The sequence below is a fragment of the Nostoc sp. DedQUE07 genome (assembly GCF_034530975.2).
Taxonomy (GTDB): Bacteria; Cyanobacteriota; Cyanobacteriia; order Cyanobacteriales; family Nostocaceae; genus Nostoc.
The window spans coordinates 196,744-220,972 of the sequence record NZ_JAVRCC020000006.1 but is presented as its reverse complement, the minus strand read 5'-3'; the positions used below and the strand labels follow the sequence as shown (position 1 = coordinate 220,972).

General features: G+C 42.9%; 26 protein-coding genes. 11 read left to right on the top strand and 15 right to left on the bottom strand.

From position 1 onward, the window contains the following. Positions 1 to 36: 36 nt before the first annotated feature. Genes RMZ95_RS07480 through RMZ95_RS07470 form a run of 3 tightly spaced genes read right to left on the bottom strand, consistent with a single transcriptional unit; the run spans position 37 to position 3,062 of the window. Complete coding sequence (locus RMZ95_RS07480) at positions 37 to 744, bottom strand: actin-binding WH2 domain-containing protein (RefSeq protein WP_322675336.1); 708 nt, start codon at positions 742 to 744, stop codon at positions 37 to 39. A 42-nt stretch (positions 745 to 786) separates the two neighbouring features. After that, the gene (locus RMZ95_RS07475; protein WP_322684445.1) at positions 787 to 1,491 is read right to left on the bottom strand and encodes an actin-binding WH2 domain-containing protein; all 705 of its coding nucleotides are present in this window, start codon (positions 1,489 to 1,491) and stop codon (positions 787 to 789) included. Between the two features lie 23 nt (positions 1,492 to 1,514). Continuing rightward, the gene (locus RMZ95_RS07470) at positions 1,515 to 3,062 is read right to left on the bottom strand and encodes an FAD-binding oxidoreductase (protein ID WP_322684444.1); all 1,548 of its coding nucleotides are present in this window, start codon (positions 3,060 to 3,062) and stop codon (positions 1,515 to 1,517) included. Positions 3,063 to 3,151: 89 nt separating this feature from the next. Here RMZ95_RS07470 and RMZ95_RS07465 point away from each other — a divergent pair, with 89 nt between their 5' ends. Then, positions 3,152 to 3,385, top strand: a complete 234-nt coding sequence (locus tag RMZ95_RS07465; protein WP_322684443.1) for a hypothetical protein — start codon at positions 3,152 to 3,154, stop codon at positions 3,383 to 3,385. Continuing rightward, positions 3,382 to 3,789 carry a type II toxin-antitoxin system tRNA(fMet)-specific endonuclease VapC gene (locus RMZ95_RS07460; protein WP_322684442.1) on the top strand — a complete coding sequence of 136 codons (408 nt, stop codon included), beginning with the start codon at positions 3,382 to 3,384 and terminating at the stop codon, positions 3,787 to 3,789. The genes RMZ95_RS07465 and RMZ95_RS07460 overlap by 4 nt, the downstream gene beginning before the upstream one ends. Before the next feature lie 601 nt (positions 3,790 to 4,390). On the opposite strand, the gene RMZ95_RS07455 is transcribed toward RMZ95_RS07460, so the two are convergent. From RMZ95_RS07455 to RMZ95_RS07430, 6 genes are all read right to left on the bottom strand, one after another. Next, positions 4,391 to 4,825, bottom strand: a complete 435-nt coding sequence (locus tag RMZ95_RS07455) for a hypothetical protein (RefSeq protein WP_322684441.1) — start codon at positions 4,823 to 4,825, stop codon at positions 4,391 to 4,393. A gap of 138 nt (positions 4,826 to 4,963) precedes the next feature. After that, the gene (locus RMZ95_RS07450; RefSeq protein ID WP_322684440.1) at positions 4,964 to 5,095 is read right to left on the bottom strand and encodes a hypothetical protein; all 132 of its coding nucleotides are present in this window, start codon (positions 5,093 to 5,095) and stop codon (positions 4,964 to 4,966) included. A gap of 334 nt (positions 5,096 to 5,429) precedes the next feature. Continuing rightward, positions 5,430 to 7,556, bottom strand: coding sequence for a pentapeptide repeat-containing protein (locus tag RMZ95_RS07445; protein ID WP_322684439.1), 2,127 nt, complete (start codon positions 7,554 to 7,556; stop codon positions 5,430 to 5,432). 409 nt (positions 7,557 to 7,965) lie between these two features. Beyond that, positions 7,966 to 8,424 (bottom strand): HNH endonuclease, encoded by a 459-nt coding sequence (locus RMZ95_RS07440; protein ID WP_322684438.1) that lies wholly within the window; start codon positions 8,422 to 8,424, stop codon positions 7,966 to 7,968. Beyond that, positions 8,421 to 8,660 carry a hypothetical protein gene (locus RMZ95_RS07435; protein WP_094347747.1) on the bottom strand — a complete coding sequence of 80 codons (240 nt, stop codon included), beginning with the start codon at positions 8,658 to 8,660 and terminating at the stop codon, positions 8,421 to 8,423. The genes RMZ95_RS07440 and RMZ95_RS07435 overlap by 4 nt, the downstream gene beginning before the upstream one ends. 247 nt (positions 8,661 to 8,907) lie before the next feature. Next, positions 8,908 to 9,123, bottom strand: a complete 216-nt coding sequence (locus RMZ95_RS07430; RefSeq protein ID WP_322684437.1) for a hypothetical protein — start codon at positions 9,121 to 9,123, stop codon at positions 8,908 to 8,910. A 137-nt stretch (positions 9,124 to 9,260) separates the two neighbouring features. Between RMZ95_RS07430 and RMZ95_RS07425 the strand changes: the two genes are divergently transcribed. The 5 genes from RMZ95_RS07425 to RMZ95_RS07405 all read left to right on the top strand — a co-directional run bounded on the left by RMZ95_RS07425 (position 9,261) and on the right by RMZ95_RS07405 (position 15,813). After that, positions 9,261 to 9,446, top strand: a complete 186-nt coding sequence (locus tag RMZ95_RS07425; RefSeq protein WP_322674485.1) for a hypothetical protein — start codon at positions 9,261 to 9,263, stop codon at positions 9,444 to 9,446. 369 nt (positions 9,447 to 9,815) lie between these two features. Beyond that, entirely contained in the window at positions 9,816 to 11,693 is a 1,878-nt protein-coding gene (locus tag RMZ95_RS07420; RefSeq protein ID WP_322684436.1) for an NAD(P)H-quinone oxidoreductase subunit F, read from the top strand. Positions 11,694 to 11,744: 51 nt separating this feature from the next. After that, positions 11,745 to 12,458, top strand: a complete 714-nt coding sequence (locus RMZ95_RS07415; protein WP_322684435.1) for a carbonic anhydrase — start codon at positions 11,745 to 11,747, stop codon at positions 12,456 to 12,458. A 452-nt stretch (positions 12,459 to 12,910) separates the two neighbouring features. Then, entirely contained in the window at positions 12,911 to 14,407 is a 1,497-nt protein-coding gene (locus tag RMZ95_RS07410; RefSeq protein ID WP_322674476.1) for an NADH-quinone oxidoreductase subunit M, read from the top strand. Between the two features lie 98 nt (positions 14,408 to 14,505). Then, positions 14,506 to 15,813, top strand: a complete 1,308-nt coding sequence (locus RMZ95_RS07405) for a CO2 hydration protein (protein WP_322684434.1) — start codon at positions 14,506 to 14,508, stop codon at positions 15,811 to 15,813. Positions 15,814 to 16,056: 243 nt separating this feature from the next. Here the strand turns inward: RMZ95_RS07405 and chrA are convergent, their stop codons facing one another. The 3 genes from chrA to RMZ95_RS07390 all read right to left on the bottom strand — a co-directional run bounded on the left by chrA (position 16,057) and on the right by RMZ95_RS07390 (position 19,484). Further along, on the bottom strand, positions 16,057 to 17,277 hold the full coding sequence (gene chrA, locus RMZ95_RS07400) for a chromate efflux transporter (protein ID WP_322684433.1): 1,221 nt from the start codon (positions 17,275 to 17,277) through the stop codon (positions 16,057 to 16,059). Next, a complete protein-coding gene (locus RMZ95_RS07395; protein WP_322684432.1) occupies positions 17,274 to 17,714 on the bottom strand; it encodes a beta-lactamase hydrolase domain-containing protein in 441 nt (146 codons plus the stop codon). The genes chrA and RMZ95_RS07395 overlap by 4 nt, the downstream gene beginning before the upstream one ends. 516 nt (positions 17,715 to 18,230) lie before the next feature. Continuing rightward, the gene (locus RMZ95_RS07390; RefSeq protein ID WP_322684475.1) at positions 18,231 to 19,484 is read right to left on the bottom strand and encodes an RNA polymerase sigma factor; all 1,254 of its coding nucleotides are present in this window, start codon (positions 19,482 to 19,484) and stop codon (positions 18,231 to 18,233) included. 268 nt (positions 19,485 to 19,752) lie between these two features. Here RMZ95_RS07390 and RMZ95_RS07385 point away from each other — a divergent pair, with 268 nt between their 5' ends. From RMZ95_RS07385 to RMZ95_RS07370, 4 genes are all read left to right on the top strand, one after another. Then, positions 19,753 to 20,112 carry a YciI family protein gene (locus RMZ95_RS07385; RefSeq protein WP_322674471.1) on the top strand — a complete coding sequence of 120 codons (360 nt, stop codon included), beginning with the start codon at positions 19,753 to 19,755 and terminating at the stop codon, positions 20,110 to 20,112. A gap of 35 nt (positions 20,113 to 20,147) precedes the next feature. Next, on the top strand, positions 20,148 to 20,591 hold the full coding sequence (locus RMZ95_RS07380) for a YybH family protein (protein ID WP_322674470.1): 444 nt from the start codon (positions 20,148 to 20,150) through the stop codon (positions 20,589 to 20,591). A gap of 22 nt (positions 20,592 to 20,613) precedes the next feature. Then, complete coding sequence (locus RMZ95_RS07375) at positions 20,614 to 21,024, top strand: VOC family protein (protein WP_322684431.1); 411 nt, start codon at positions 20,614 to 20,616, stop codon at positions 21,022 to 21,024. A gap of 240 nt (positions 21,025 to 21,264) precedes the next feature. Then, entirely contained in the window at positions 21,265 to 21,672 is a 408-nt protein-coding gene (locus RMZ95_RS07370) for a VOC family protein (RefSeq protein WP_322684430.1), read from the top strand. Between the two features lie 174 nt (positions 21,673 to 21,846). Here RMZ95_RS07370 and RMZ95_RS07365 read toward each other — a convergent pair whose 3' ends face one another. The 3 genes from RMZ95_RS07365 to RMZ95_RS07355 form a co-directional block, all read right to left on the bottom strand. Continuing rightward, positions 21,847 to 22,287, bottom strand: a complete 441-nt coding sequence (locus RMZ95_RS07365) for a hypothetical protein (protein ID WP_322684429.1) — start codon at positions 22,285 to 22,287, stop codon at positions 21,847 to 21,849. Positions 22,288 to 22,370: 83 nt separating this feature from the next. Next, positions 22,371 to 23,225: a DUF72 domain-containing protein gene (locus tag RMZ95_RS07360; RefSeq protein WP_322684428.1), complete on the bottom strand. Its 855-nt coding sequence runs from the start codon at positions 23,223 to 23,225 to the stop codon at positions 22,371 to 22,373. A 180-nt stretch (positions 23,226 to 23,405) separates the two neighbouring features. Then, entirely contained in the window at positions 23,406 to 24,077 is a 672-nt protein-coding gene (locus RMZ95_RS07355) for a pentapeptide repeat-containing protein (RefSeq protein WP_322663773.1), read from the bottom strand. Positions 24,078 to 24,229: the final 152 nt, after the last annotated feature.

The following is a 24,229-nucleotide window of genomic DNA, read 5'->3' as shown; positions in this document are numbered from 1 at the left end:
GTCACTGGAAACTAGACTAATTATCTTTTTCTGAGATTAACGCAAACCTAAAATTTCGGAAATCGCCGCTACAATATCCAAATAAAAGTTGCCTTTCACTGCGCGAAACAATTCAAATTTAGAGTCAGGCGCACCAAAAAACGGTCTGAGAAACCATCCTAATTGCATACCAACAAAGGCGTAAAGCAATAACCAGGATCTTAAAATAGTGGTGCGGGTTTTTTTACCAACTTCATCTTGTTGAGAAAGTAACTGCATTCCTTCATACAGGAATTTAACGCCAAATATACCTGTAATACCAAAAATGAACACATTCAGCAGTTTAAAAAATTGATAAGAATCGGGTGTCGTTATAAGAAAAAATAGCGTAACGGGTGCCAAGCTAAATAAAAGTACGCTAATCACTGACACAGATGTGAGTAATACAACGAAATGCTGTAAAATACTGCTCCGAGAACCAAACAAAACATTAAAAAAGAACAAAGTTGGGAAACAAATAATCAGTGTGATTAAATAGAATACCGGAAGCTTAATAGCACCCGATAATGCCTGTCCCCAACTGTGGGATGCACCGATAATTGCTCCATAAAGGGCAAAAAATATAGAACTAGTTACGAACAGAGAACTGATTTTATTTTGTAATCTGATTCCCTGACGAATTTCTTCTAAGAATGACTGGCGATCGCGCAGTAAATTAACTAAAACTCCAAATTGTTGAATTCCGCGATTTTGCTTTTTCAGCATATTTTTTTATTTTGTATATTTTGGGGAATTGCTAACGATTAATTAACGGAATCCAAAGAGATAGCTAAGAGATTTAATCACGCTTAAATAGAAATTACCCTCTCTTTCGCGAAATAGTTCAAAAACAGAACCAGGTGTGCCAAAAAACGGTCTGAGAGTCCATCCTAACTGACTGCCTACAAAAGCGTAAAGAAATAGCCAAAATTGCAAAATTTTCTGGCGTGTCTTGCTGCCTTCATTATCTTGTTCTAAAACTAAACTCGTGGCTTGATATAAAGACGAAATACCAATAAATCCAGTGATGGCAAAGATAAAGACATTTAACAAAATTAAAAATTGGTAATTATTGGTGGTAATTAAGAAAAACAGCGTGATTGGAGCAAAGCTAAATAAAAGTACGCTGGTGACTGAAACCGCAGTTAAGACTAATGCTAAATGCTGGGCAAAACTCCGTTTTGAACCAAAAATAATGTTGGCAAAGAACAACGTCGGGATACAAATCAAAAGTGTGATTAAATAAAGGGCTGGGAGTTTAATGGCAGAAGATAAAGCTTGCATCCAGCTATGGTATGCACCAATGATTCCGCCATAAGCAGCGATAAATAAGGAACTACAAACTAGCAGCGAAATGATTTTATTTGGTAATCTCGTACCTTGACGAATTTCCTCTAGAAAACCTTGGCGATCGCGCAAGAATCCAATCAGCACTGCAAAGTATTTGATTCCTGATGATTTTCGTTCTATCATGTTATCCTCACACCGATATTATTCTAAGTTTCATCTGAGTAATCACCGCCAGAACCATACTTCCAAGCATCAATCAAACGATGCCAATAATATTGTTGTTCGTTCGGTTGATTCTTAATCCATCTTTCTAGCATTGGACTTAGCGAAAGCAAGGCAGTGTATACACCTAAATTACTGTAATGTAACATCCAATCTAACAAACTTGCCAAACCTACTTGCGGAATTATCTTGACAACTAATAAAGGATGATATAAACCAGTTTTTAACAGTGTTTGCGTTAGTGCCGAAAATTGCACTATATCTTGTAAAAATGGTTTTAACACTGGCGTACCCAACTGTTGCATTTCTTGAAATACTGCTGAGAGTAATTGGTTAATTTGCTCTGGGGCAATTTTTTGATTTACACCAACACTCATCGCCCTTTGAAACAACCAGGTAACAGTCAAACTTGGCTGATAAGGTTGCAGCAGTGTTAACGCTTTTGCAGATAATTGTTCTGTTTCTAGCGCTTCGTCAATGCCATAAGTTAAACGCTTGAGGTGACGCACCATTGCCCCAAAACCACCAAAACTCAAGGGAGATTGACTACCACTGCTATCTCCGGCTGGGAGAATGCGATTCCAAGGGGTTTTTAGCGGACTTTGGCGATAGGTGGGAAAGAAACCAAATAGTGCCCGTTGAAATTTCAGTTTGTTTAACTCCACTCCCTGATATTCTGGTAACAGACGCAGATATTCCTCAAATAGAGCTTCTAAACTCAAACGTTGAGGTTCTGCATCCATGTAGGTAAATAAGTAAGTGGTTCTGCCATCCCTGGCTGGGAAGGCTTCCCAGAAGTACTGGCATTGATTTTGCAAAGATGTAAATGATAATAATAAATCGCCTGAGTTATTTTCTGGAAAACCTTGAGCGCAACTTCCGACAACTAAGCATAAAGCATCTGGTTTTTTGCCTTGGCGTGCTTGTTGGGTGATGGGTGAAAAATGTCCCATCGCGTCGATTAATAAGCGAGTTTTGAATTGGTTATTTACCATCACCCCGTCGGGATGAACCACTGCTTCGGTAAAGGGTGTGTTTTCTAACAACTTTCCCCCGGCGGCGAGAAATCGGGTTTTCAAGGTAGCGAGTAGATAAACTGGATCTACGCCGATATTCAAAACATCCTCTACCCAAACTTCTGTACCGCCAGCAAAACTAACTCGTGCTGGGTTATATTGAGTGGCGATCGCACTTGCTAATTCATCCTCAGTCAGCAAGTTTAATTCCACAAATACATCTAATTCTTTGCGAGAAATATTCCATTCTTGTTCCCTCCCCCGCAAAATACCCCGTTCCAGCAACGCCACCCGCAACCCCTTCACCGCCAAAGCGCAACCAATTAAAATGCCTAAAGTGCCACCGCAGATTAGCACATCGAAGTCTACAACGCCTAAAGGCTGTTGACTTTCTTTAACTAACGTTGGTACTGGTGCGGAGTTTTCGCGCACAGATGTGAGGATGCGATCGCCTTGGCGCAATCCTTTTAAAACATCGCCGGGTAATTGGGAAAGAATTTCTTCAGTTAAAGACATTTTGGAAAAATTTGACTCTACATTCCAAAACTACCTGAGAATGAAGAAAGTAGATGCGATATTATTTCTTTTATTAGGATAAAAATACGATGGATAGTATAAAAATCCGGTCACATGTGGGTAAAGATGGTATTTTACATTTAGATATTCCAGTAGAAATGCCAGATACAGAAATTGAAGTTACGGTAACAATTCAAAGAGTTACACCAGAACAACGGGGCTGGATGCCTGGGTTTTTTGAAGAGGTAATTGGTGGTTGGGTAGGAAAACCGCTAGAACGGGCAGAACAGGGAGAATACGAAACTAGGCAGCCGCTATTTTGATTTATCTGCTCGATTCTAATGTCTGTATCCGCTTAATAAATAATAGTAGTCCTGCGGTAACAACTCAACTGGCATCCCAACAACCAGAAGATATTTTAGTTTCTACCATAACCCAATTAGAACTGTACTATGGTGCTTATCGTAGTGCCCAACAAAAGAGAAATTTAGAAATATTGCAACGTTTTTTTAGTCAGTTTATTATTCTACCTTTAGACCCAGAAGCCGCAAGGATAGCAGGGAGAATTCGGGCTGAGTTAGCAGCTAGTGGTACGCCGATTGGCCCTTATGATGTGCAGATTGCAGCTATTGCAATGGCGAATAATTTGATAGTGGCTACGCATAATACAAAAGAATTTGGTCGGGTGAATGGGTTGCAGATTCAAGATTGGGAGGAAAAGAGTTGACCAGCATTGTAAGAAATTTACTAAAGGTATGGATAAAAACAACTCTAGACCACTGCGTAAGGCTAATCAATGGTAGAGCTTACCTAAGACATGAACTATTGACTGCTGGCACACCCATTACTAGAATTCAAAACCTCAATGGAGGCAATAATTGGTTTTATTCAGATTTAGTTCTACCTAATGAGAAATATTGTGATGCAGGAGATTTATTGTTTGCAGTCGGAGAGGATGTTTTAAAAGTCCTCTTGTTGGTATCGAAAAGTTCTAGATCCCCCTAAATCTCCCTTTTTAAGGGGGACTTTGATTCCATTTCCCCCCTTTTTAAGAGGGGTTAGGGGGGATCTAAACGTGCCTAAAATCACAACAAAACACTTTTAAAACAACCTCTGAGAGAGACAGACTTCAACTTTAGTTCAAGGCAGGGAGAGGTTCGTCGAACTCACGATAACTTAAAAATCGCAGGCAATAATTTATTAGACATAGCAGTGAAAAAAAATGTAGAAACGTAGCATTGCTACGTCTCTACAATGATTCTAGATAATACATATTTAATTTCTGGAGATGTCTATTCATTTCTAAGTGTTGGGACAGATGGAGTAAATCAGTTCACTTTTTTCCAAGTCTCAACAACTACTGTACCTGGAACGGTTGCGATAAAAACGATTTCCTTGCCACCATCAACAATGACACCGCTATAAGTACTACCATCTGAGGTTACTATCTGCACCGTACAATCTTGTTTAACACTATAGGTTCCTGAGCCTGTTTCGTTTGTACGTACAGTACCGTCAACGCTAGCACCACCTATTGATTGAAAATTTCCCCTTCCATCAACCTTAACTAAACCAACGCTAGCTATAGGCGATCCTATGATCGTCCCAGTCGCTTTAAATCCATAGCTACCTGTTATGGTTGCATTATTACAAGAAGGCGCAGGTTCGGCGTTCACCTTTTGAGAGATAGCGTCTGAAATGGTCAATGCTGACACAGTACCAATTATTAACGTTGTAAAAAAGCCTTGGATTTTAAAGTTCATTAGATTCATGTAATCAAGACACCTTTGCATAAATATTGATATAAGACTTATGCACTATACAAATTAATTATGGTATTGAATTTACCACAATAGGTAATTTCAATCTTTGATTAATTATTCTTGGACGCCTAAAGACTGTTAATTTTCTTTAACTAATTGTGGTGTGGGTGCGGAGTTTTCGCGCACAGATGTTAAGAAGCGATCGCCTTGGCGCAATCCTTTTAAAACATCGCCTGGTAATTGGGAAAGAATTTCTTCAGTTAAAGACATTTTGGAAAAATTCGACTCTACATTCCAAAACTACCTGAGAATGAAGAAAGTAGATGAATAAAAAGACCTCTCCCTGGTTTTACTACGTAAAAACGTCCGTCTCCAAGTCGGCTACGGTGTACAGATAAGTCTGAAGTATTTTACGAATCTGGTTTTTACCCCACCCTAACCCTCCCCTTGTAAAGGGGAGGGAACTAAATTTCTTTTTTCCCCCCTTTACAAGGGGGGATTAAGGGGGGTAATTTGACTTGTGTATACACCGTAGCCGAGTCGGAGAGGGAAAGAATTGAGCTTTAATTTAAGGCTGCCAGAGGTTTGTCTAACTCACGTTAAATTATCCCAAACCGAATAGTTTAGAAATCGCAGGCAATAATTTATTACCCGCTTCAACCAGCGAAGCAACAGCAGGTAAGCCGGTAAATATCCCTTTCAACATGGTGATTGCAGTTTTCGCCGTCTTCTGCTTAGTGGATTCTTGAGGACTTTTACCCGCTTCTGCCAAAGTCTTCACCTGTTCTAGCGCTTCGGTTTTGTCTTCTTCTGACAAATATGTGGATTGTACAATCGCATCTTGCAACTGCGACAATAATTCTTTGATTCCTGGTTTCTCGGCATCGGTTGCATCAGGTAACTGATTGAGGGCAATACTCACGTTACCGCTAATGGTTCCTAGATTAGCAATAGAGTTATTGCCAGCGATACCGCTTACATTACTGCTACCTTGAATACTGATGCCGCTGATATCTGACATATTTGTATCTCCTTGTGTATAAAATTTCGGCTGCTTGAGAGCAGTATCTACCATATTTTCTAAACTAATAATGCGCTGATCTTTTTCTACAAGTAATAATTGCTGACTCTGCGATAAAGCTTTGAGTTGATTATAATCATCAAAATATTCTGCACTCAGTTGAGATTTATCACTACCTGCGGCGGTTTTAGCTCTGAGCAAGATTTTATCATCGCCGCGTTTCTCCATTGCCACAATTTCTAACTCGGCTTCGGGATGGTTTTCGGCAAGGTTTTTGAAGGCAATGGCAATGGCGCGGGGGTCAACGCCTTGATTGTGGTAAAGGTCGAGGGTATCAAAAATTGGCTTGATAAAGTCGGCAAAATCTCCGTCTGCAAATACCTCTTGTTTATTATCGGGTTTGCGGAGTGGGTCGGGGTCTTGTTTGGTGGGTAAGCGCATGAAGACATATTCACACCTCACCCCATGCAATTTAGTTGTATTTGTAATGCCCCAATCTTCAATGTAGGCTCCGGTGAGTGTTGCACCTGTTAAATCTGTGCCATCTAGTTGTGTTTGCTTTAGTTTTGCTCTTGACAAATCGGCATCTTGCAAGTTGGCTTCACTGAGATCGGTACTAATAAAGCTGGCATCTGCTAAGTTTGCTGATTGTAAGTTGATACCCCGCAGGTTTTGACGGTCAAAGTTTTTGTCCTGTCCCTGTCCTGTAACTAGCAGTTGACGTACTTGTGAGTTTTGCAGATAAGTCGAGCCAGGACGAACACGATCGAGCATTTTGGCTTGATGCCAACGGCTACAGATAAGAATAGTGTTTCGGAAATCTGTACTTTTGAGTGTGGCTTGGGTGAAATCAGCATTGGTTAAATTAGCGCCACGAAAACTTGTACCTCCTGTAGCAGCAAAGGCAACGGCAATATTGCGAATTAAGGAGTGTTTTTGATCTCCTTTCATGGCTCGCCAGCTGATGTAGATACTAAATAACGTTCCGGCTAAGGCGACGGCTAAGGCGACGGCTAAGGCGACGGCTAAGGCGACGGTTAAGGCGACGGCTAAGGCTCTGGCTAAGGCGACGGCTAAGGCGACGGCTCCGGCGACGGCTAAGGCGACGGCTAAGGCGACGGCTAAGGCGACGGCTCCGGCGACGGCTAAGGCGACGGCTCCGGCTAAGGCGACGGCTCCGGCGACTAAAACTCCGGCTAAGGCGACGGCTCCGGCTAAAACTCCGGCTAAGGCGACGGCTCCGGCTAAGGCGACGGCTAAGGCTTCGGCTAAGGCGACGGCGACGGCTAAGGCGACGGCTAAGGCGACGGCTAAGGCGAAGGTGAAGGCGACGGCGACGGCTAAGGCTCCTAAACCAGGTATTATTCCTTGGCGAATTGTAATGAAGAAAAAGGCAATCAATGTGATTAAAGTAACCCAGCCCGCAATTTGGTTCTCACTAGATGAGTTAAATATCTGCGACACCAAGTAACCATTGACAGCCCAGAGAAATCCTGACAGTCCCGACAAGAAGAATGAGATAATAACTAAACCAATTGCCCAACGTCGTTGCAGTCCAGCTTTGGCATAACTGAAGTTTGCACCTGTTAAATTAGCATTGGTGAAGTTTGCTCCTCGAATGTCGGCATAGCTAAAGTTTGCACCCGCAAGGTCTTGTCTACCTTTGAAGTTGCGTCCTCGGAGATTTTGACCGGAGAAGTCTAAAGCCATGTTCCACTTTACAGAGGTGAGCAAATTTTACTACACCCTCACCCCTGTAAATTCAAGAATGGTTAGATATATTTGTTAGTTGAGCTTCAAACGTGCAATTTCGAGGATAAAAGGTGCAACTTCGAGCCTCAGAAGGTCAACGTCGAGCCTCAGAAGGTCAACGTTGAGCCTCAGAAGGTCATCGTCGAGCCTCAGAAGGTCAACGTCGAGCCTCAGAAGGTCAACGTCGAGCCTCAGAAGGTCAACGTCGAGCCTCAGAAGGTCAACATTTAACCTTTGAAGGTCAGCTCTTTTTTACTTGGGGACTTCCAGAAAATAAATTATCCCATTTCACGTTCATCAAAACGACTTTCTCTCCCCCTGCTCCCTGCTCCCTGCTCCCCTGCCCTCAAAGCGATGGAATATTTTTTTAATTGGAAGTCTCTTGTTGCGGGTCTTCATCAGGTGGATGCCAACCACCTTTAATCCAAAGACGACGAGCTTTGACAATAGAGCCTTCATTATGACGTTCATCATTGAGGTCTAAACGATTACTTGTAGCTCGTCCTACAGAAGTAATGCCAATAATTGTTAGACCATCTGCTGACCAAATAAAGTGGTCAGACCACTTTTGCTGGCGTGGATTAAATAGAGGTAGCATCTGTCCTGTATCTGGATCAATTCCAGTGGTGAAATTGTAGCGATATCCATTGCAACGCTGACAAGCTAATGCCAAGTTATCAGGGTCATCCGAACCTTTAAGAGACTGCGGTGTAATATGGTCAATAGAAAATAGAGCAGCACTTGCTTCTTCTGAAGAATGACAGTATTCACAAAGAAATTTAGCTCTTTGTCTGACTAATTTTTTGGTGGAATCATTAACCGTCATGATTGAGAAATGATTTTGGCATTCAGCAAGGTAAAAATTCTATCAAGTTCCAATATGCCTGCCAATTCAGCATCTTCCTCGCTTGTTAGCAATCCAGCTTTCTTTTTCTCAGACAATTCTTCGAGTCGAGACTGTAATTCTTCAGTAAATTTAAACAAATATATGTCCCTAACTTTACTGAGTTTGATTCCAGAATCTACCCAGAATGAGGGTTGAACCATCATTTGAGTAATCATAAGCTGTATGTCTCGTTTAATTTAGCGGACTGGTGGTATTTTAACAGCGAGAAAGTAATCGTTTCGTCAAGAACATAATCTGTTGTATAAATTTGCCCATTTTCAGCGATATCTGACGACAAGCCGCTTCTCTACAAGATGCTGCGCGAATGCGTCTACGCATATTGGTAAGCTTCTGTGGCTTCTTGGTGATAGCGTTCACTTCTGTCATGGAGCGTGAGCCAGCCCCATGTATCAATTAAAAAGCTTATCTGCCATAGAGTTCATCGTCTAAATTGGCAGCTAGAGAACCGTGAGATACTGCCCCGATGAAATCTGCAAGAGGATCGCTGCTTTGAGTGGATGGGTTGGATGCTGATGATTTTTGGATACGTGCAAGTTGTTGAACATACTGCAACACGTCTTTTAGGTGTTGCTCTGGCAGTTGTTCAATAGCGTCAAAGATAGCTTGTTTCGTTGTCATGGCGATCGCTCAATGTCGCTTTCAGGTTGTTAATATTTTATCTGCTAAACTGCGGTTCGCTCACGCCCAGTAACTATAGCCAAGTCTATTATGTGGATATAAGCACTGCACAACAACTTGCATTACAGGGAATACTGATGGAACGTTCAAAATTAATTGCCATTCTTACAGGTGCGATTTCGGTCATTTTAGCGATCGCCTACCTCATCGTAGTCCAACTCTTGGACTACCGAGACATGAAACCCGCCCCCATCAGCCAAGTTGACTCCCCACCTGCCATTACTATCTCTCACTGGCAGGTTGACAAAATCACCAAAATATAATTTACATTTATTCGATTTTTAGAGACGCAATCAATTGCGTCTCTTGTCATTTATATAAATTGATAAAACTAATGATAACTATTGATTGATCCCTGATTCGATGTATAGATAAGAATAAATACCTATTATTTCTTGTTGAAATAGTTGATTATATAAGAAATAATTAGAGTTATTATCTTAAATTTATTTAATTAGCTAATTCCATTTTGACAGATATAACGGTAAGCTGTTTTTAACAAAATTAAATAAACATAAATTTGTATGTTCTGCGTAGGCGTCGTCCGTCGTAGATCGTCGCTAGATTAACTGGGATCAACGCCAGTTGACTAAAAACCCATAATTTTTGATCCAAATCTTAGAGGTGAGTTGATGGCTCAGTTTCTACTAGAGACTGTTTGGCTAGTTCCGTGCTATGCCTTAATAGGTGGTTTGTTAGCCGTACCTTGGTCGCCAGGGATCATTCGGAAAACAGGGCCAAGACCGGCAGGTTATGTAAACTTGGTGATGACATTTTTGGCGTTGGTACATAGTGCGATCGCCTTACAAGCAACTTGGAATTATCCAGCCCAAGAAGTATTTATTCCTTGGTTATCTACGGCTGGTTTAGATTTAACTATTGCTTTGGATATATCCTCAATCAGTATCAGCGCTTTGGTGGTGATTACTGGCTTGAACTTGCTGGCGCAAATTTATGCGATCGGCTACATGGAAATGGATTGGGGTTGGGGACGCTTCTATTCATTATTGGGATTATTTGAAGCGGGATTATGTGCCCTTGCTTTATGTAATAACTTGTTCTTCAGCTATGTAATTCTGGAAGTATTGACGCTGGGAACCTATCTACTAGTAGGCTTATGGTTTAGCCAGCCTTTGGTAGTTTCAGGTGCCAGAGACGCTTTCTTAACCAAGCGGGTGGGAGACTTATTCTTGCTAATAGGCGTGTTGGCATTATGGCCTTTAGCTGGAACTTGGAATTATACAGAATTAGCCGAATGGGCGGCTACTGCTAACGTCAACCCCACAACTATGGCGCTGGTAAGTTTAGCTTTAATTGCTGGGCCTATGGGTAAATGTGCCCAATTTCCCCTGCATTTATGGCTAGATGAAGCGATGGAAGGCCCGGTTCCCAGTACGATTTTGCGGAACTCGGTAGTAGTAGCTAGTGGTGCATGGGTGCTGATTAAATTGCAACCGGTGTTAACCATCTCGCCCATAGCTTCCTCGGCGATGATTGCCATTGGTGCGGTGACGGCTGTGGGTGCTTCTTTAATTGCGATCGCTCAAATCGATCTTAAACGCTGTCAATCCTATTCTGTCAGCGCATACATGGGTTTAGTATTCATCGCTGTGGGAGCGCAACAATACGAGGCAGCGCTATTATTAGTACTCACCCATGCCATATCCGCAGCTTTGTTGGTAATGAGTACCGGGGGAATTATTTGGAATAGCATTACCCAAGATGTTACTCAATTAGGCGGATTGTGGAAGCGCCGCCCGATTTCTGCGATCGCTTTTATCGTCGGGACATTGGGATTAATTGGTTTTCCACCCTTGGGTAGCTTTTGGGCGCTGATGGAACTAGCAGATGGGTTATGGGAAACCCAACCTTGGTTAGTGGGAGTAGTTATTGCAGTAAATGCTTTAACAGCCGTGAGTTTAACCAGAGAATTCGCTTTAATTTTCGGCGGTAAACCTACACAAATGAGTCAGCGATCGCCTGAAGCTCACTGGCCGATGATTTTGCCAACCATGATTTTACTTGGTGTCAGTCTACATCTTCCTTTGGTGTTGCAAAGCTTATCACTTTTACCAGATTGGGTAAGCCTAAATAAAGATGTTGCACTGCTGTTAATTTGGTCGAGTATTTTCGGTTGTAGCATCACTGGCGTGATTTATTTAAGCAATATTCCCAAACCAATTCGCCTCCCTTGGAAAGGCTTGCAAGATTTGTTTGCATACGACTTTTACACCCCTAAACTCTATAAAATGACCATTATTTTTGGAGTTGCCAAAATTTCCCAACTTGCCGATATGATTGATCGGTTTGTAGTCGATGGCATTGTTAACTTCGTTGGTTTATTTTCGCTATTAGGTAGCGAAGGTCTGAAATACAGCACCTCTGGGCAAACCCAATTTTATGCATTCACTGTTCTTCTAGGAGTGAGTCTTTTAGGAATGTGGGTAACTTGGCAATTTTGGGGAATGCAGTTTTTAAATTTGGTTTTTCAAATCTCGACAATTGGATAGCAGTAACTATCCTACTAAAAGTTAACAATTTAATATCGTGAGGAGAATTTCATGAGCAGACAACTTCCCCAAATCAATGTTTCCAGAAGAGGTTTATTGAAGTTTGGTGCAGGTGCGATCGGTACAGGTGTATTGACAGCCGGACTTAGTTCCAACTTACTTGCAGTCGAAACAAAATCAGCACCAGATGATCTTACACCTGACAAGGTATTGCAAGAATTATTAGATGGAAACGATCGGTTTGTTAAAGCAAGACGGCGCAATCCTAACCAAACTAAATCACGTTTAGTCGAAATTGCCAAAGGTCAAAAGCCCTTTGCTTCTATTCTAGGTTGTGCAGATTCACGGGTTCCTTCAGAGATTGTTTTTGACCAAGGACTTGGAGATTTATTTGTCTGCCGGATAGCTGGTAATATTGCCACAACACAGCAAATTGGTAGCTTAGAATTTGGTAGCTTAGTGTTAGGTACTAAAGTTATCATGGTTGTGGGACATGAAAGATGTGGTGCGGTAGAGGCGGCAATTAAAGGTGCTTCAGTGCCAGGGCGAATTGGAAGTTTGCTTGAAGCAATTAAACCAAGTGTAGAAAGCTCAAAAGATCAATCAGGAGATAAGTTAGAAAATGCTTGTAAAGCAAATATTTTGGCGCAAATTGAAACATTGAAATCATCGACAGTTTTATCTGAGTTAATCAAGGCAGAAAAACTGAAAATAGTCGGAGGTTATTACGATTTAGATAGTGGAAAAATCAGTCTAGTAAGTTAGCTTTTTTGTCCTTTGTCCTTTGTCATTAGTCATTGGCTAAGAGTAAGTCATAAAGCAATACAGTTCAGTTAAGCCTGAAAGTTATACTGATATATGTTGGGTTGAACAACTTAGGTGATTTACAAGAATAAATATACCGATAGCGTTGGTTTCGACTTCGCTCAACCAACTGATAGATCGAGAGTTGAGCGTTCGCGTAGCGTCTCGCAGAGAAGTCGAGACTCGCCAACCCAGGTATTTTCTTTGTCGGAAATCACCTTAGCTTGCTTCCTATTCGCGTAGCGTCTCCAAAGGAGAAAAGTAAACCAACATTATCGAGACTTTAGTTGGGTAACGCATACGCTCAATCCAATCTATTATTCTCTTAACTGAAGCGTATTGAGTCATAAAGGACAAAGGACAAAGGACAAATGACAAATGACAAATGACAAAGAACAAAGGACAAAATTCCCATGTTAAGTGTCTTGATTTGGCTCCCAATTTTTGTTGCTATTATCATAGCAATATTACCTGGAAGTATACCTAAGCATCGCATTCGTTTAATATCATTAATATTTTCGGGAATAGTTCTGTTCTGGAACCTGTTTATCCTGCTAAAATTTGATATCAGCAATCCAGGAATGCAATTTAAAGAGTATTTACCTTGGAATGAAACCCTTGGTTTGAGCTATCAAATAGGTGTTGATGGGCTTTCTATCTTGATGTTGGTGTTAAATAGCCTGCTCACCTGGATTGCTATTTACAGCAGTAGTCAAGAAACTGAACGTCCCCGGCTATTCTACTCCATGATTTTATTAGTTAGTGGAGGAGTTGCAGGTGCTTTTTTAGCAGAGAATTTGCTGCTATTCTTCCTATTTTACGAACTAGAATTAATCCCCTTCTATTTGCTAATTTCCATTTGGGGAGGGGCAAAACGGGGTTATGCTGGGATGAAATTCCTGATTTATACTGCTGTTTCGGGAGCTTTAATTCTAGCGACATTCTTGGGTATGGTATGGCTTAGTGGTTCTACCAATTTTGCTTTTGATGCAGTCTCTACAGAAAACCTCTCAACCACAAAGCAAATCCTTTTACTAGCAGGAATAGTATTAGGTTTTGGGATTAAAATTCCCTTAATTCCCTTCCATACTTGGCTACCCGATGCTTATGTTGAGGCTTCAGCACCAATTGCCATTCTTCTCGGTGGCGTGTTAGCAAAGCTGGGAACTTATGGATTGCTGCGATTTGGGTTGGGTATGTTTCCTCATGCTTGGAGTATTATTGCACCGACTCTAGCGATTTGGGGAGCAATCGGCGCTATTTATGGGGCAGTAATTGCGATCGCTCAAACAGATATCAAGCGCATGGTAGCATACAGTTCCGTTGGTCACATGGGCTATATTTTGTTAGCTGGTGCTGCTAGTACTCCCTTAGCACTCGTTGGTGCAGTCGCCCAAATGTTCAGCCACGGACTCATCTTGGCAATTCTCTTCCACTTGGTGGGAGTAGTGGAAGCCAAAGTTGGCACTCGCGAGTTAGATAAACTCAATGGTTTAATGAGTCCCATACGCGGTTTACCCCTAATTAGCGCCTTACTAGTTTTAAGCGGAATGGCTAGCGCAGGTATTCCCGGTTTAACAGGATTTATCGCGGAATTTATCGTCTTTCAAGGTAGTTTCTCTGCCTTCCCCATTCCAACAATTTTGTGTATAGTGGCTAGTGGATTAACCGCAGTTTATTTTCTCATCCTCCTCAATCGCACTTGTTTTGGCAGACTCGATAACTTCGCCTACTATCCTAAAGTTCTGTGGTCTGAAAAAATCCCCGCTTTAATTTTGGCAGCTTTCATCATCTTTTTAGGAGTACAACCCACTTGGTTAGTGCGTTGGAGTGAATCCACAACTACAACAATGGTAGCTGCAATTCCCCCCTTAGAAAAAACCGTAGTCTCCGAAGTTGCGCTGAAATAGTAAATAGATAAAAACACTTGTAGAGACGGCGATTTATCGCGTCTCAAAATCCATCCCACAGACGCGGTAAATCGCGTCTCTACCAATTTACGATTACCATGACAGCAATTAAAACAGCAATTAAATTACCTCCTTCCACACACGAATTTGCCGAAGTAATTCACCGCTTAGAAGCAGGCGGTGCAATGTTACCCGATACTCCAGAAAATTTGATGCAAATCATCGGTTTATATAAAGCTTATGCTGTACCGATGGATTTCTACTGGCGTGACCTACTTTATATTGCCGAACGCGAATTTTTAAACCCGCTTCCCTTCTTTAAATACTTCTTACCCAAAGAGTATTTAGAACTGCATAATCATTATGCTGGTGATGATGCCGATTTACGAATTTGGCGCGGCGAAGCTACTGCACATCCAGAACTTTTGGCATTTATCGAAAAGGGTGAAACTTTCAAAATGCCGAAGTTGTTGCATCACTTGTTGCACGATCGCATTAACATGGAATTTGCGGAAGCTTGTATGCGGGCGATGTTGTGGCACAGAGGCATGGGTGGACAATTTGACCCTTACCTAGATTCTGAAGAATACAAAGCCAACGCTGACCGAGCAATTAAAGCTTACTTCCAAGGCAACCCCGTCATGCTGGGGCTTTACACGCTGTTCCCCGATATGTTTTTGGAACAGTGCCGCCAGATGTCATACTACGCCAACCTGGGCTTATTCTGGGAAATCATGGCCCCAGTATTCTTTGAAATGTCCGATCGCTATGACGAAGGTACCATTACCAGCGTCCCAGAGGCGATGAGCTTCATAGTTAATGGTATATTTGCGATCGCAGGTCGTCCCATTTACCATCACGTTTATATTCGTGGTGAATGCTACGAAATTATCCCCAAATCTAAGGGTTTCATGTGGTTATACGAAGCTGCACTACCTTATGTAGAAGCAGTTTTCTACCGCACTTCACCCTTTAGAGGAACAAAATCTTATAATGCTCAAGCGCGTCAAGTGCCAGAAAACCAAAAAGACTTTCACTATGGCATTCTTTACGCTGATGTATTCCCAGTGGGTACTGCTGGCATTCCCCCAACATTATTAATGCAAGATATGTTGCATTTTTTACCACCATATCTTGTGGATTACTACAGCCAACATTGCCGGGGTGAAGAAGATATGTTGATTCAGTTGGGAGTGAGTTTTCAACGTTCAATGTACTGTGTCACTTCTGCGGTAATTCAAGCCTTGCGAACTGCACTTTTATATCCATTAGATGACCAAAACCCCAAGCATTTACAAGCTAATCGAGACTTTTTTGAAATGCAGCTAAATCGCTTTACCCGTGCTGACTACAATATTCGTGATGCTGCTCGTTTAGGGAGCATTCAAAGTCAAGATTATCGATAAAATATCTCCATCTAAAACCTTTGTAGAGACGTATCACTGCTACGTCTCTACATTCTTTTATATTAGATGTCTAATGGATTGGAAATGCGATCGCTAATAATATAAAGTCAAGCTAAAAGCTATGAGTAATCTCAAATATAGCAACAGGCAAGGTGGTTAGGACATCAACAGACGATAAAACTTAGACACAAAAAGGCTTTTCACCCAGTCCCCAGTCCCCAGTCCCTTGCTATACTTGCAATTTCATCGAGTGTAGCCCAAGAGTGAAGCACCCCATCCAATGAAGGCGCTACCAAAGACTAACCATGCAGCATTGATGCGAAAGTGAATGGCTAAAATGGCACAGACGATCGCGATCGCCAAACCGAGAAAATCTACAAATGGGGCTTGTGGTAATGTTAAAGTTGCTGTCCCCAGTTGTAGAGTAGTCACAACCATTAAGGCTACAGCACTAACATTCACAGCATCCAAAAATGCTCTAGTCCAAGAAGAAGCTCGTAAGCGTGGAATTAGAGGATTCAGGGCAGCAACAAAAACAAAAGAAGGTAGAAAAATTCCGATTGTGGCAACAATTGCGCCAGGTATGCCAGCAATCACATAACCGATAAAGGTAGCAGTGGAAAGTACTGGCCCAGGGGTAAATTGACCAATTGCGATCGCATCTAATAATTGCTGTTGTGTCAGCCAGCCGTATTCTTGAACTAATCCCCCTTGCAGAAAAGCCACCAACAGGTAGCCACCACCAAACAAAACACTACCGACTTTCAGAAAAAACCAACCCAATTGCCATAAAGAAACATTGGCTACAGTAGATGCAGCCGCTACCGATGTAGCAAGTACAGCCGATGCTTTCAAAGTTGCACCTGTACTGAGACTAGCAATCAGAAAGTTGGCTTTATCTCCTGGTTTATCGTTTTTTTCGCCAGAATGTAACCAAACCATACCCAGCAATCCCCCAATTAATAGGGCAATTACTTCATTTAATTTGAATAACAATGTCAGCAATGCTACAGCGAAAGCGATTACTAGTAATTGGCGAGTTTTCACAGCCTTTTTGGCCAACCCCCACAGAGCATTGATGATAATTGCTAAAACGGCCGGTTTAATCCCATAAAGCAAAGGAGTAATTTGGGGTAGAGTACCGTAAGCAACATAAACCCAAGCAAACCCACCAGTAATTAGAACCGCAGGCAAGACAAAACAAACGCCTGACACAATCAGCCCCAGCCATCCTGCATAGATGTATCCTATGTGGATAGCCATTTCTGTGGAATTTGGCCCAGGAATTAGGTTAGTTGCACCCAACAAATCTAGAAAATGCTCCCTTGTCAACCACTGACGCCGCTTAACTACTTCATCTTCAATCATGGCAATATGGGCAACCGGGCCCCCAAAGCCGATAACGCCCAATTTAAAAAACAGGTTGGCGAGTTCACCCAAACGACTTGGTGCTGAGTTAGTCATTTTTGCTTGGCAATATACTTTTCAAGTAGGAATTGCTTGAGGTGGGGTTGTTCTAAATTTAAACCAAGCTCTTGAGCTTTCTGACTAATTTCCTCATAAGTCAGACCTTCACTAATAGCATTGGCAATCAAGGCGATACCACCAGCCCTGGCTCCAGCAGCACAGTGAATTAAAATTGGTTTGGGTAAGTTCTCAATTTCCTGAATTGCTAACTCTGTTTGCTCTTGATTTGCTTCTGAAGGCTTTAATGGCACATTAGCATATTGCAGTCCAGCCGCTTCAGCTTGCTGCTGTTCGTCACTGAGAAAACCTGCTTCATCGGGAGAACGCAGGTTTAGCACTGATTTAAATCCCTCTTGGGCTGCCTGTTTTAACTCCTCAGAAGTTAGTTGGGGAGCAGCGCTCAAGTCGTCACTAACTTTTTTAGTGTTGCTCATAATCTTTAAAAGCACTATTCCGATAGCTTTATCGTAGTTTATTATGTAGATTATTTATAGAGCAATTTTTGTAGAGTGGTTGAGGCTAAAATGCAAATGCCTTGACCAAGGAAAGAATACTCACGCAAAGCAGCTTCTATTTTGAGAAGACATGAAAATCACGGTTTTCCCGCAGCATCAATTTCCCCAGTCTTGCCATCAGTCGTTTTAGTACTAGCACTACTATATAAATAATCGATCGCTTCAACGAAATAATCAGATTTAAAAGGCTGCGATTGCTCTACTTAGATTTAAAAAGCCCTGATAAAAGTTCAGGGCTTTGCTTTATATACGGTTTATTAAATACCAGCCTAAAATTTTTGCTGGCGCTTTTCTATAGAAATAATTATCCCTGAATCGCTTGCTCAAAGATAGCGGAGAACTACCCATTTTTTACCTGGGTAGCTATTTAATAAAGTCTTTAGATTTGTATATATCTCTACTGTGCGATCGCTTCTTGGTAAAATTCCCTTATCTTTAAGGCTGAACTTCGCGCAGCCGACGTTCCAGAAAGCGACGTTCGCTGTCATTAGTAACCAGCATGAGCGCGATCGCGTAGCTCTCTGCGGCTGATGCTGAGGCTCCGATGCGGCGCAGCATCTCGGCACGGGTGGCGTGAAATAGATGATAGTCATTAAGTTGAGGGGCAAGCTCATCAATCAGTCTGAGAGCCGTCTGAGGACTTTCTATCATTGAGATCGCCACCGCCCGATTCAGCGAAACAATCGGCGAGGGCTGCAAACGTTCGAGTAAATCGTAGAGGCGGACAATTTGTAACCAGTCCGTTTCTTCTGCTTGTGCTGCCTGACAATGTAGTGCCGCGATCGCTGCTTGCACTGCAAACGAACCAATTTCGCCCCGCAATGCCTCTTCAACGAGCGGTAGCGCCTCAGCAATCTGCTGTTGATTCCAGCGACTACGATCCTGATCTTCGAGCAACACCAGATCGCCTGCCTCATCCAAACGGGCATCGCGTCGGGAGTCGTGCAACAACATCAGCGCCAGCAGTGCAGTCACTTCTGAGGGCGGTTGGGGTGCCATCAACGTCCTCACGAGACGACCCAGCCGAATCGCTTCTGTGCAGAGGTCAGCCCTCACCATCGTCTCGCCCCTAGTCGTCGCGTAGCCCTCATTGAAAATCAGATAGATCGCCGTCAGCACTGCGTCTACTCGCACAGACAGATCGTTTGTGTCCGGCACTTTATAGGGAATACCTGCATCCCGAATCTTGCGTTTGGCACGCACCAACCGTTGCGCCATCGTTGCCGTGGGCACGAGAAACGCCCGCGCAATTTCATCTGTTTCAAGTCCACCCAGCAGCCGCAGCGTCAAAGCAACCTGCGCCTCGATCGCTAGTGCTGGGTGGCAGCAAGTAAAGATCAGCCGCAGCCGATCGTCTGGAATTTCGTCTGTATCGTAAGTTGGCTCCTCGCGGGTTGGGATTAACCCGGAGGCGGCGTACCATTCCAATTTTTCCGTCAACCGTGTCCGCCGTCGGAGGCGATCGATGGCTTTGTATCGGGCTGTTTTGACGATCCACGCACGGGGGAGATCGGGCACGCCGCTAGACTGCCATTGATTCACGGCAGCGATAAAGGCTTCCTGTACTGCTTCTTCAGCCACATCGAAATCTCCCACCAAGCGGATGAGGATGGCGACGATCCGCCCCCATTCAGCCTGGTAAAGGGAGGCGATCGCTTGGTTTACGTCTGTTTTTGCGTTTGGGATCATACCTGAATTGAAGGAGGCAGGGGGCAGGAGGTCACTGAGCGTAGTCGAAGTGGGGCAGGGGGCAGTTTTTCTCTTTTCTTCGATAAAAATTTTTGGCGAGGTGTCGATTTGAGATAGCACCGTTCGACTTACTAACAAAGGGAAACAACGGAGGTATACCCAGATCGTACTAAACGATAAAAATTTTTGGTGGAGTGTCGATTTGAGTCAGCACCGTTCGACTTACTGACAAAGGGAAGTAACAACGGGAAATAAAGGAGGCAACCTGATGAAATATTTGCTACTGATTTACCTGGAGGAAAATGCCCTGAGCCAAACTGAACGGGAACATTGTTATGTTGAATCCGCACAACTGGCACAACAACTCAACTCGAAGGGGCAGTATCTCGCAACCGCCCCACTCCACCCTGTGGCAACTGCAACCAGCATTCGGGTGCGCGAGGGCAAACCATTAATAACTGACGGGCCGTTTGCAGAAACTCGCGAACAATTAGGCGGTTTTTTTCTGATTAATGCTCAGGATCTCGACGAAGCGATCGCGATCGCCGCGCGGATTCCAGGCGCGCACGTCGGCACTGTTGAAATTCGACCTGTAATTGAAGTTGCAGGTTTGCCAGAGAATTCGTAACTGCACTCAACCTCAACCCAAAAGGAGAGATGACGATGACAACCAAAAACGCGATCGCCACTAATGAAGTTCAGATTCGCCAACTAATTGCCGAGCAACAACGCGCTATCTGCGCCAAGGATGTTGAGCAAATCATGTCCCACTATGCCAACGAGATTATCGTCTTCGATGTTAAACCTCCTTTCCAAACCCAAGGAAAAGATGCTTGGCGTCAAGTGTGGAAAGAATGTTTGCCTTACTTCCCCGACACCTTTGAGATTGAAACACGAGACCTGAAGATTACCGCCAGTGAAGACTTAGCAGTTGCACATTGGCTATTTCGCTTCACAGGAAGCCAAGACCATCCAGCAATGCAGACCTGGATGCGCGTCACCTCTGTCTGCCAGAAAAATCAAGGCGAATGGCAGATATTACACGAACATCTCTCGGTTCCATTCGATCCAGAGACTTCTCAAGCTGTATTCACGCTCAACCCATAGCCGAATCTACTGAGCCAACACCATGAAACTCAATCCTTATCTCATGTTCAACGGCAACTGTGAAGCCGCGTTCAAGTTCTACGAACACTGTCTTGGTGGCAAAATTGTCATGATGATGACCCACGGGGATGCACCCTCAGCCGAGCATATACCTGCCGAATGGCATGACAAAATCATGCACGTCTGCCTCGATCTGGGCGATCGCCTCTTGATGGGGTCTGACAGTCCGCCTGGATATTTTGAAACACCCCAAGGCTTTTCCGTGCAAATCAGCGTTGACGAGCCAGCGGAGGCAGAACGCATCTTTCATACCTTAGCAGAAAACGGAAAAGTGAAGATGCCGATCGATCAAACCTTTTGGTCTGTCCGCTTTGGTATGTTGGTCGATCAATTCGGCATTCCCTGGATGGTCAACTGCCAGAAAACTGCTTGATATCATGTCCGGGTAATTAGTTGTGATTCCCATAGTCATTGCACCCCACCCCCAGCCCCTCCCCGCCGGCGGGGAGGGGAGACAAAGCATAGCTTTGGCGGGGTGGGGTTCTTGGGGTTTAGTAAGTAATCAAGCGAACATGATATGACTTGTGGGGAGGTGCTTATGGGCATCTTCCCTGTAAAACCTCAGCGCTTTTTCGCCGATCTTTCACTGTGCAATAATTCAAAAGAAGAATTCATGAGTACTCAAATTTTTGTTAATCTGCCAGTTCAAAACCTCAATCAATCGATCGAGTTTTTTACTCAACTCGGCTTTGAGTTTAATTCTCAATTCACTGACGAAACTTCCACTTGTATGATTGTGTCCGAAAACATTTTCGTCATGCTCTTGACTCATGAAAAGTTTAAGACGTTTACTCCCAAAGAAATTTGTGATGCCACAAAAAGCACAGAAGTGCTTGTGTGTTTATCTTCTGATAGCCGAGAACAAGTTGATGAAATGATTCGCAAGGCTGTCGCTGCTGGTGGAACAACCTACAATGAACCGCAAGATCACGGTTTTATGTATGGACATGGATTTGCTGACTTAGATGGCCACATTTGGGAAATTATCTACATGGAGCCAAGCGCAATAAATCAAGGTTGATTGCAGACATTTAAATAATACTGCAAGGCAAAATTACAAATTACAGCTATATTACAGCTATTTTCAAGTAAATAGACCACGCGGTAGGGGTGCAAGGCCTTGCGCCTCTACACAAGTGTGGTTCAAATACATGAAAACTGCTGTAATACACAAATGCAAATACTCCTACCTTCTTCAAATAGCTCTTTGCCATAGATGTCGCCCATCAAACCCTTGCTTAATCCAATTCAGACATTCATATTCAGATTTGAATAACTTTGGAGCTGCAATATTATTTAATAACTCTGGTGGATAATGGTCATAAAAATATTTGTCTCCTTCTTGGAAGATGATAATCAAATTGTTCCGATAAACATAGCGAGACTTAAAACTATCCCCCCGATGAACAAACTCGGAATTTTGATCGATATGCTCTTTAGCAATATCAATAATGTTACTAACGCCACTTCCATAGATTCCTGCTGGATTTTCTGCTTTATGAAATTGGCTTTTGTGTCCAATTTCATATAACAATTTATACGAATAAATCTCGTAATTATCCGCTTTGCCAAAAACAAATGGAATTATGAGATATCCTTTATATGAAACTGAATTTTCATAAAGAAGACGACTCATCTCAACCTCCTTTGGTAGAACTGCTCTGAAAGTTTTTTCTTTAACAGAAAAGTATTACAACCCCAATTATCTACTAAATAGGATTACCATAAACTGAGTTGATTGGGGGGATGCTCAAGATTATTCCAAGGTAGGGGTGGAACTGGTGTGCCATTCTGTTCCAATAGCTGTTGGAAGTGACGGGCTGTATTGGGCGATCGCGCTTCTATTGGACAATGGACAAAGAAATAAATTCGCACTCCCATCTGTAACCATTGCTGAATCTGCCTTACCCACTCTTCCATAAATGGCTGATTCACTGATAAATTCGGATGAGAAATAAACCGAATCAGAGTAAAAGGTGCTGTCACACTCAATTGCAACGGTAATTTAGGTTTGCGCCGTTCCGATTGTAATTGGGGGTCATCATCTCCAGTGTAAATGGGACGCGAGTCTAACAGTACTCGTCCGACACCTAACTTTTCTAAAAGCGCTGTCAAATTACTAGCATGGGGTTCTTTGAACCAGTCGGGATGCCGAACTTCCACTGCTAGGGGTGCTTGTGTACGCGGCCAAGCTTCCAGAAAGTTGGACAAATCGTCAAGTAATGCAGGTGCATAGCTGGGTGGTAACTGGGCAAAAATTGGGCCAAGATGCTTACCTAAAGGGCGCATCCCCTCCAAAAAATTTAAAGCAGCTGGAATATAAGGTTTTAGCAACCCTTGATGGGTAATATCTCGCGGTAATTTTAGACAAAATTCAAAACCTGTTGGTGTTTCGGCAGCCCAACGAGTTACAGTTTCTTGGTTAGGCACGGCATAAAAGGTAGTGTTACCTTCTACAGTGGTGAAGCGACGACTGTAGAGATGGAGAAAATCAGCAGTGCGAGTACCTTGGGGATAGAGTTCGCCTACCCAACCTTTATATGCCCAAACAGCACAACCGATAAAAAAGTTCACAATGCCTAAAAGCCTTGATGTATCATATCCAATTTTACACGCAGGTTGTAGGGATGGATAAAGCTAGGTCAGATTCCCGACTTGTTTCAAATTGGTATTATTAGTCTGGATAATTGGTTTTTTAAGACGCGATAAATCGCGTCTCTACATGAGGATTTTGGTGTTATGGCGCAACCTCAGTTATTGATAAATTGAGCCATCAGGCATAATTGCCCCTGCTAAGTTAGTACCAACTAATTTAACCAGAAGGCGCTCACCAGAGCGAATCCGCGCTCCCGTCAAGTCGGCTCCTCGCAAGTCGGCTCCACTAAGATCCGCTCCAATCAAATTAGCAGCGCGTAAATTTGCCTCCCTGAGATCGGCTAAAAGTAGATTTGCCCGAAATAAATTTGCTTCAGATAAATTTGCACCTCTGAGGTTGACTTTGTGCATAAAGGTATCGCTGAGATTAGCACCGCTCAAATTGGCATAACTTAGATTTCTGCCAGATAAGTCTTTATTGCTCAAATTTGCCCGACTGTAGTCTTTGCCACTCAAGTCTGAGTTTTGCTTTGGTGGTTTCTGAGTTGGTTGAGATGGTTTTTCTTGTTGAGGTGACGGTGAGTGATGTGTGGTTTGATATGTAGTTTGATGTGTGGTTTGATGTTTGGTTTTTAGAGAGCGCAACTTTTCACGAGCTTCATTTATAGCTTTCAGCTTGTCTTGTGCTTTCTGCTGTAAACGGAGATTGTCTTTGGGAATGCGATCGGGATGCCAAACAAAAACTAAATCTTTGTAAGCCTGGTTCACTTCTTCAAGTGTTGCTCCAGGCTCTAATTCCAAAACTCTATAGTACCGCTCCAGATCGCTCATACGATATTTTGGTGGACAATCAACTTAATTATGAGTGATGGAGTCATTTATACGCTGCATCATTTGTTATGGATTATGGGGCATGGGGCATGGGGCATTGGGCATGGGGCATTGGGCAGGGGGCAGGGGGCAGAAGTTTTTTAATTTTTAAT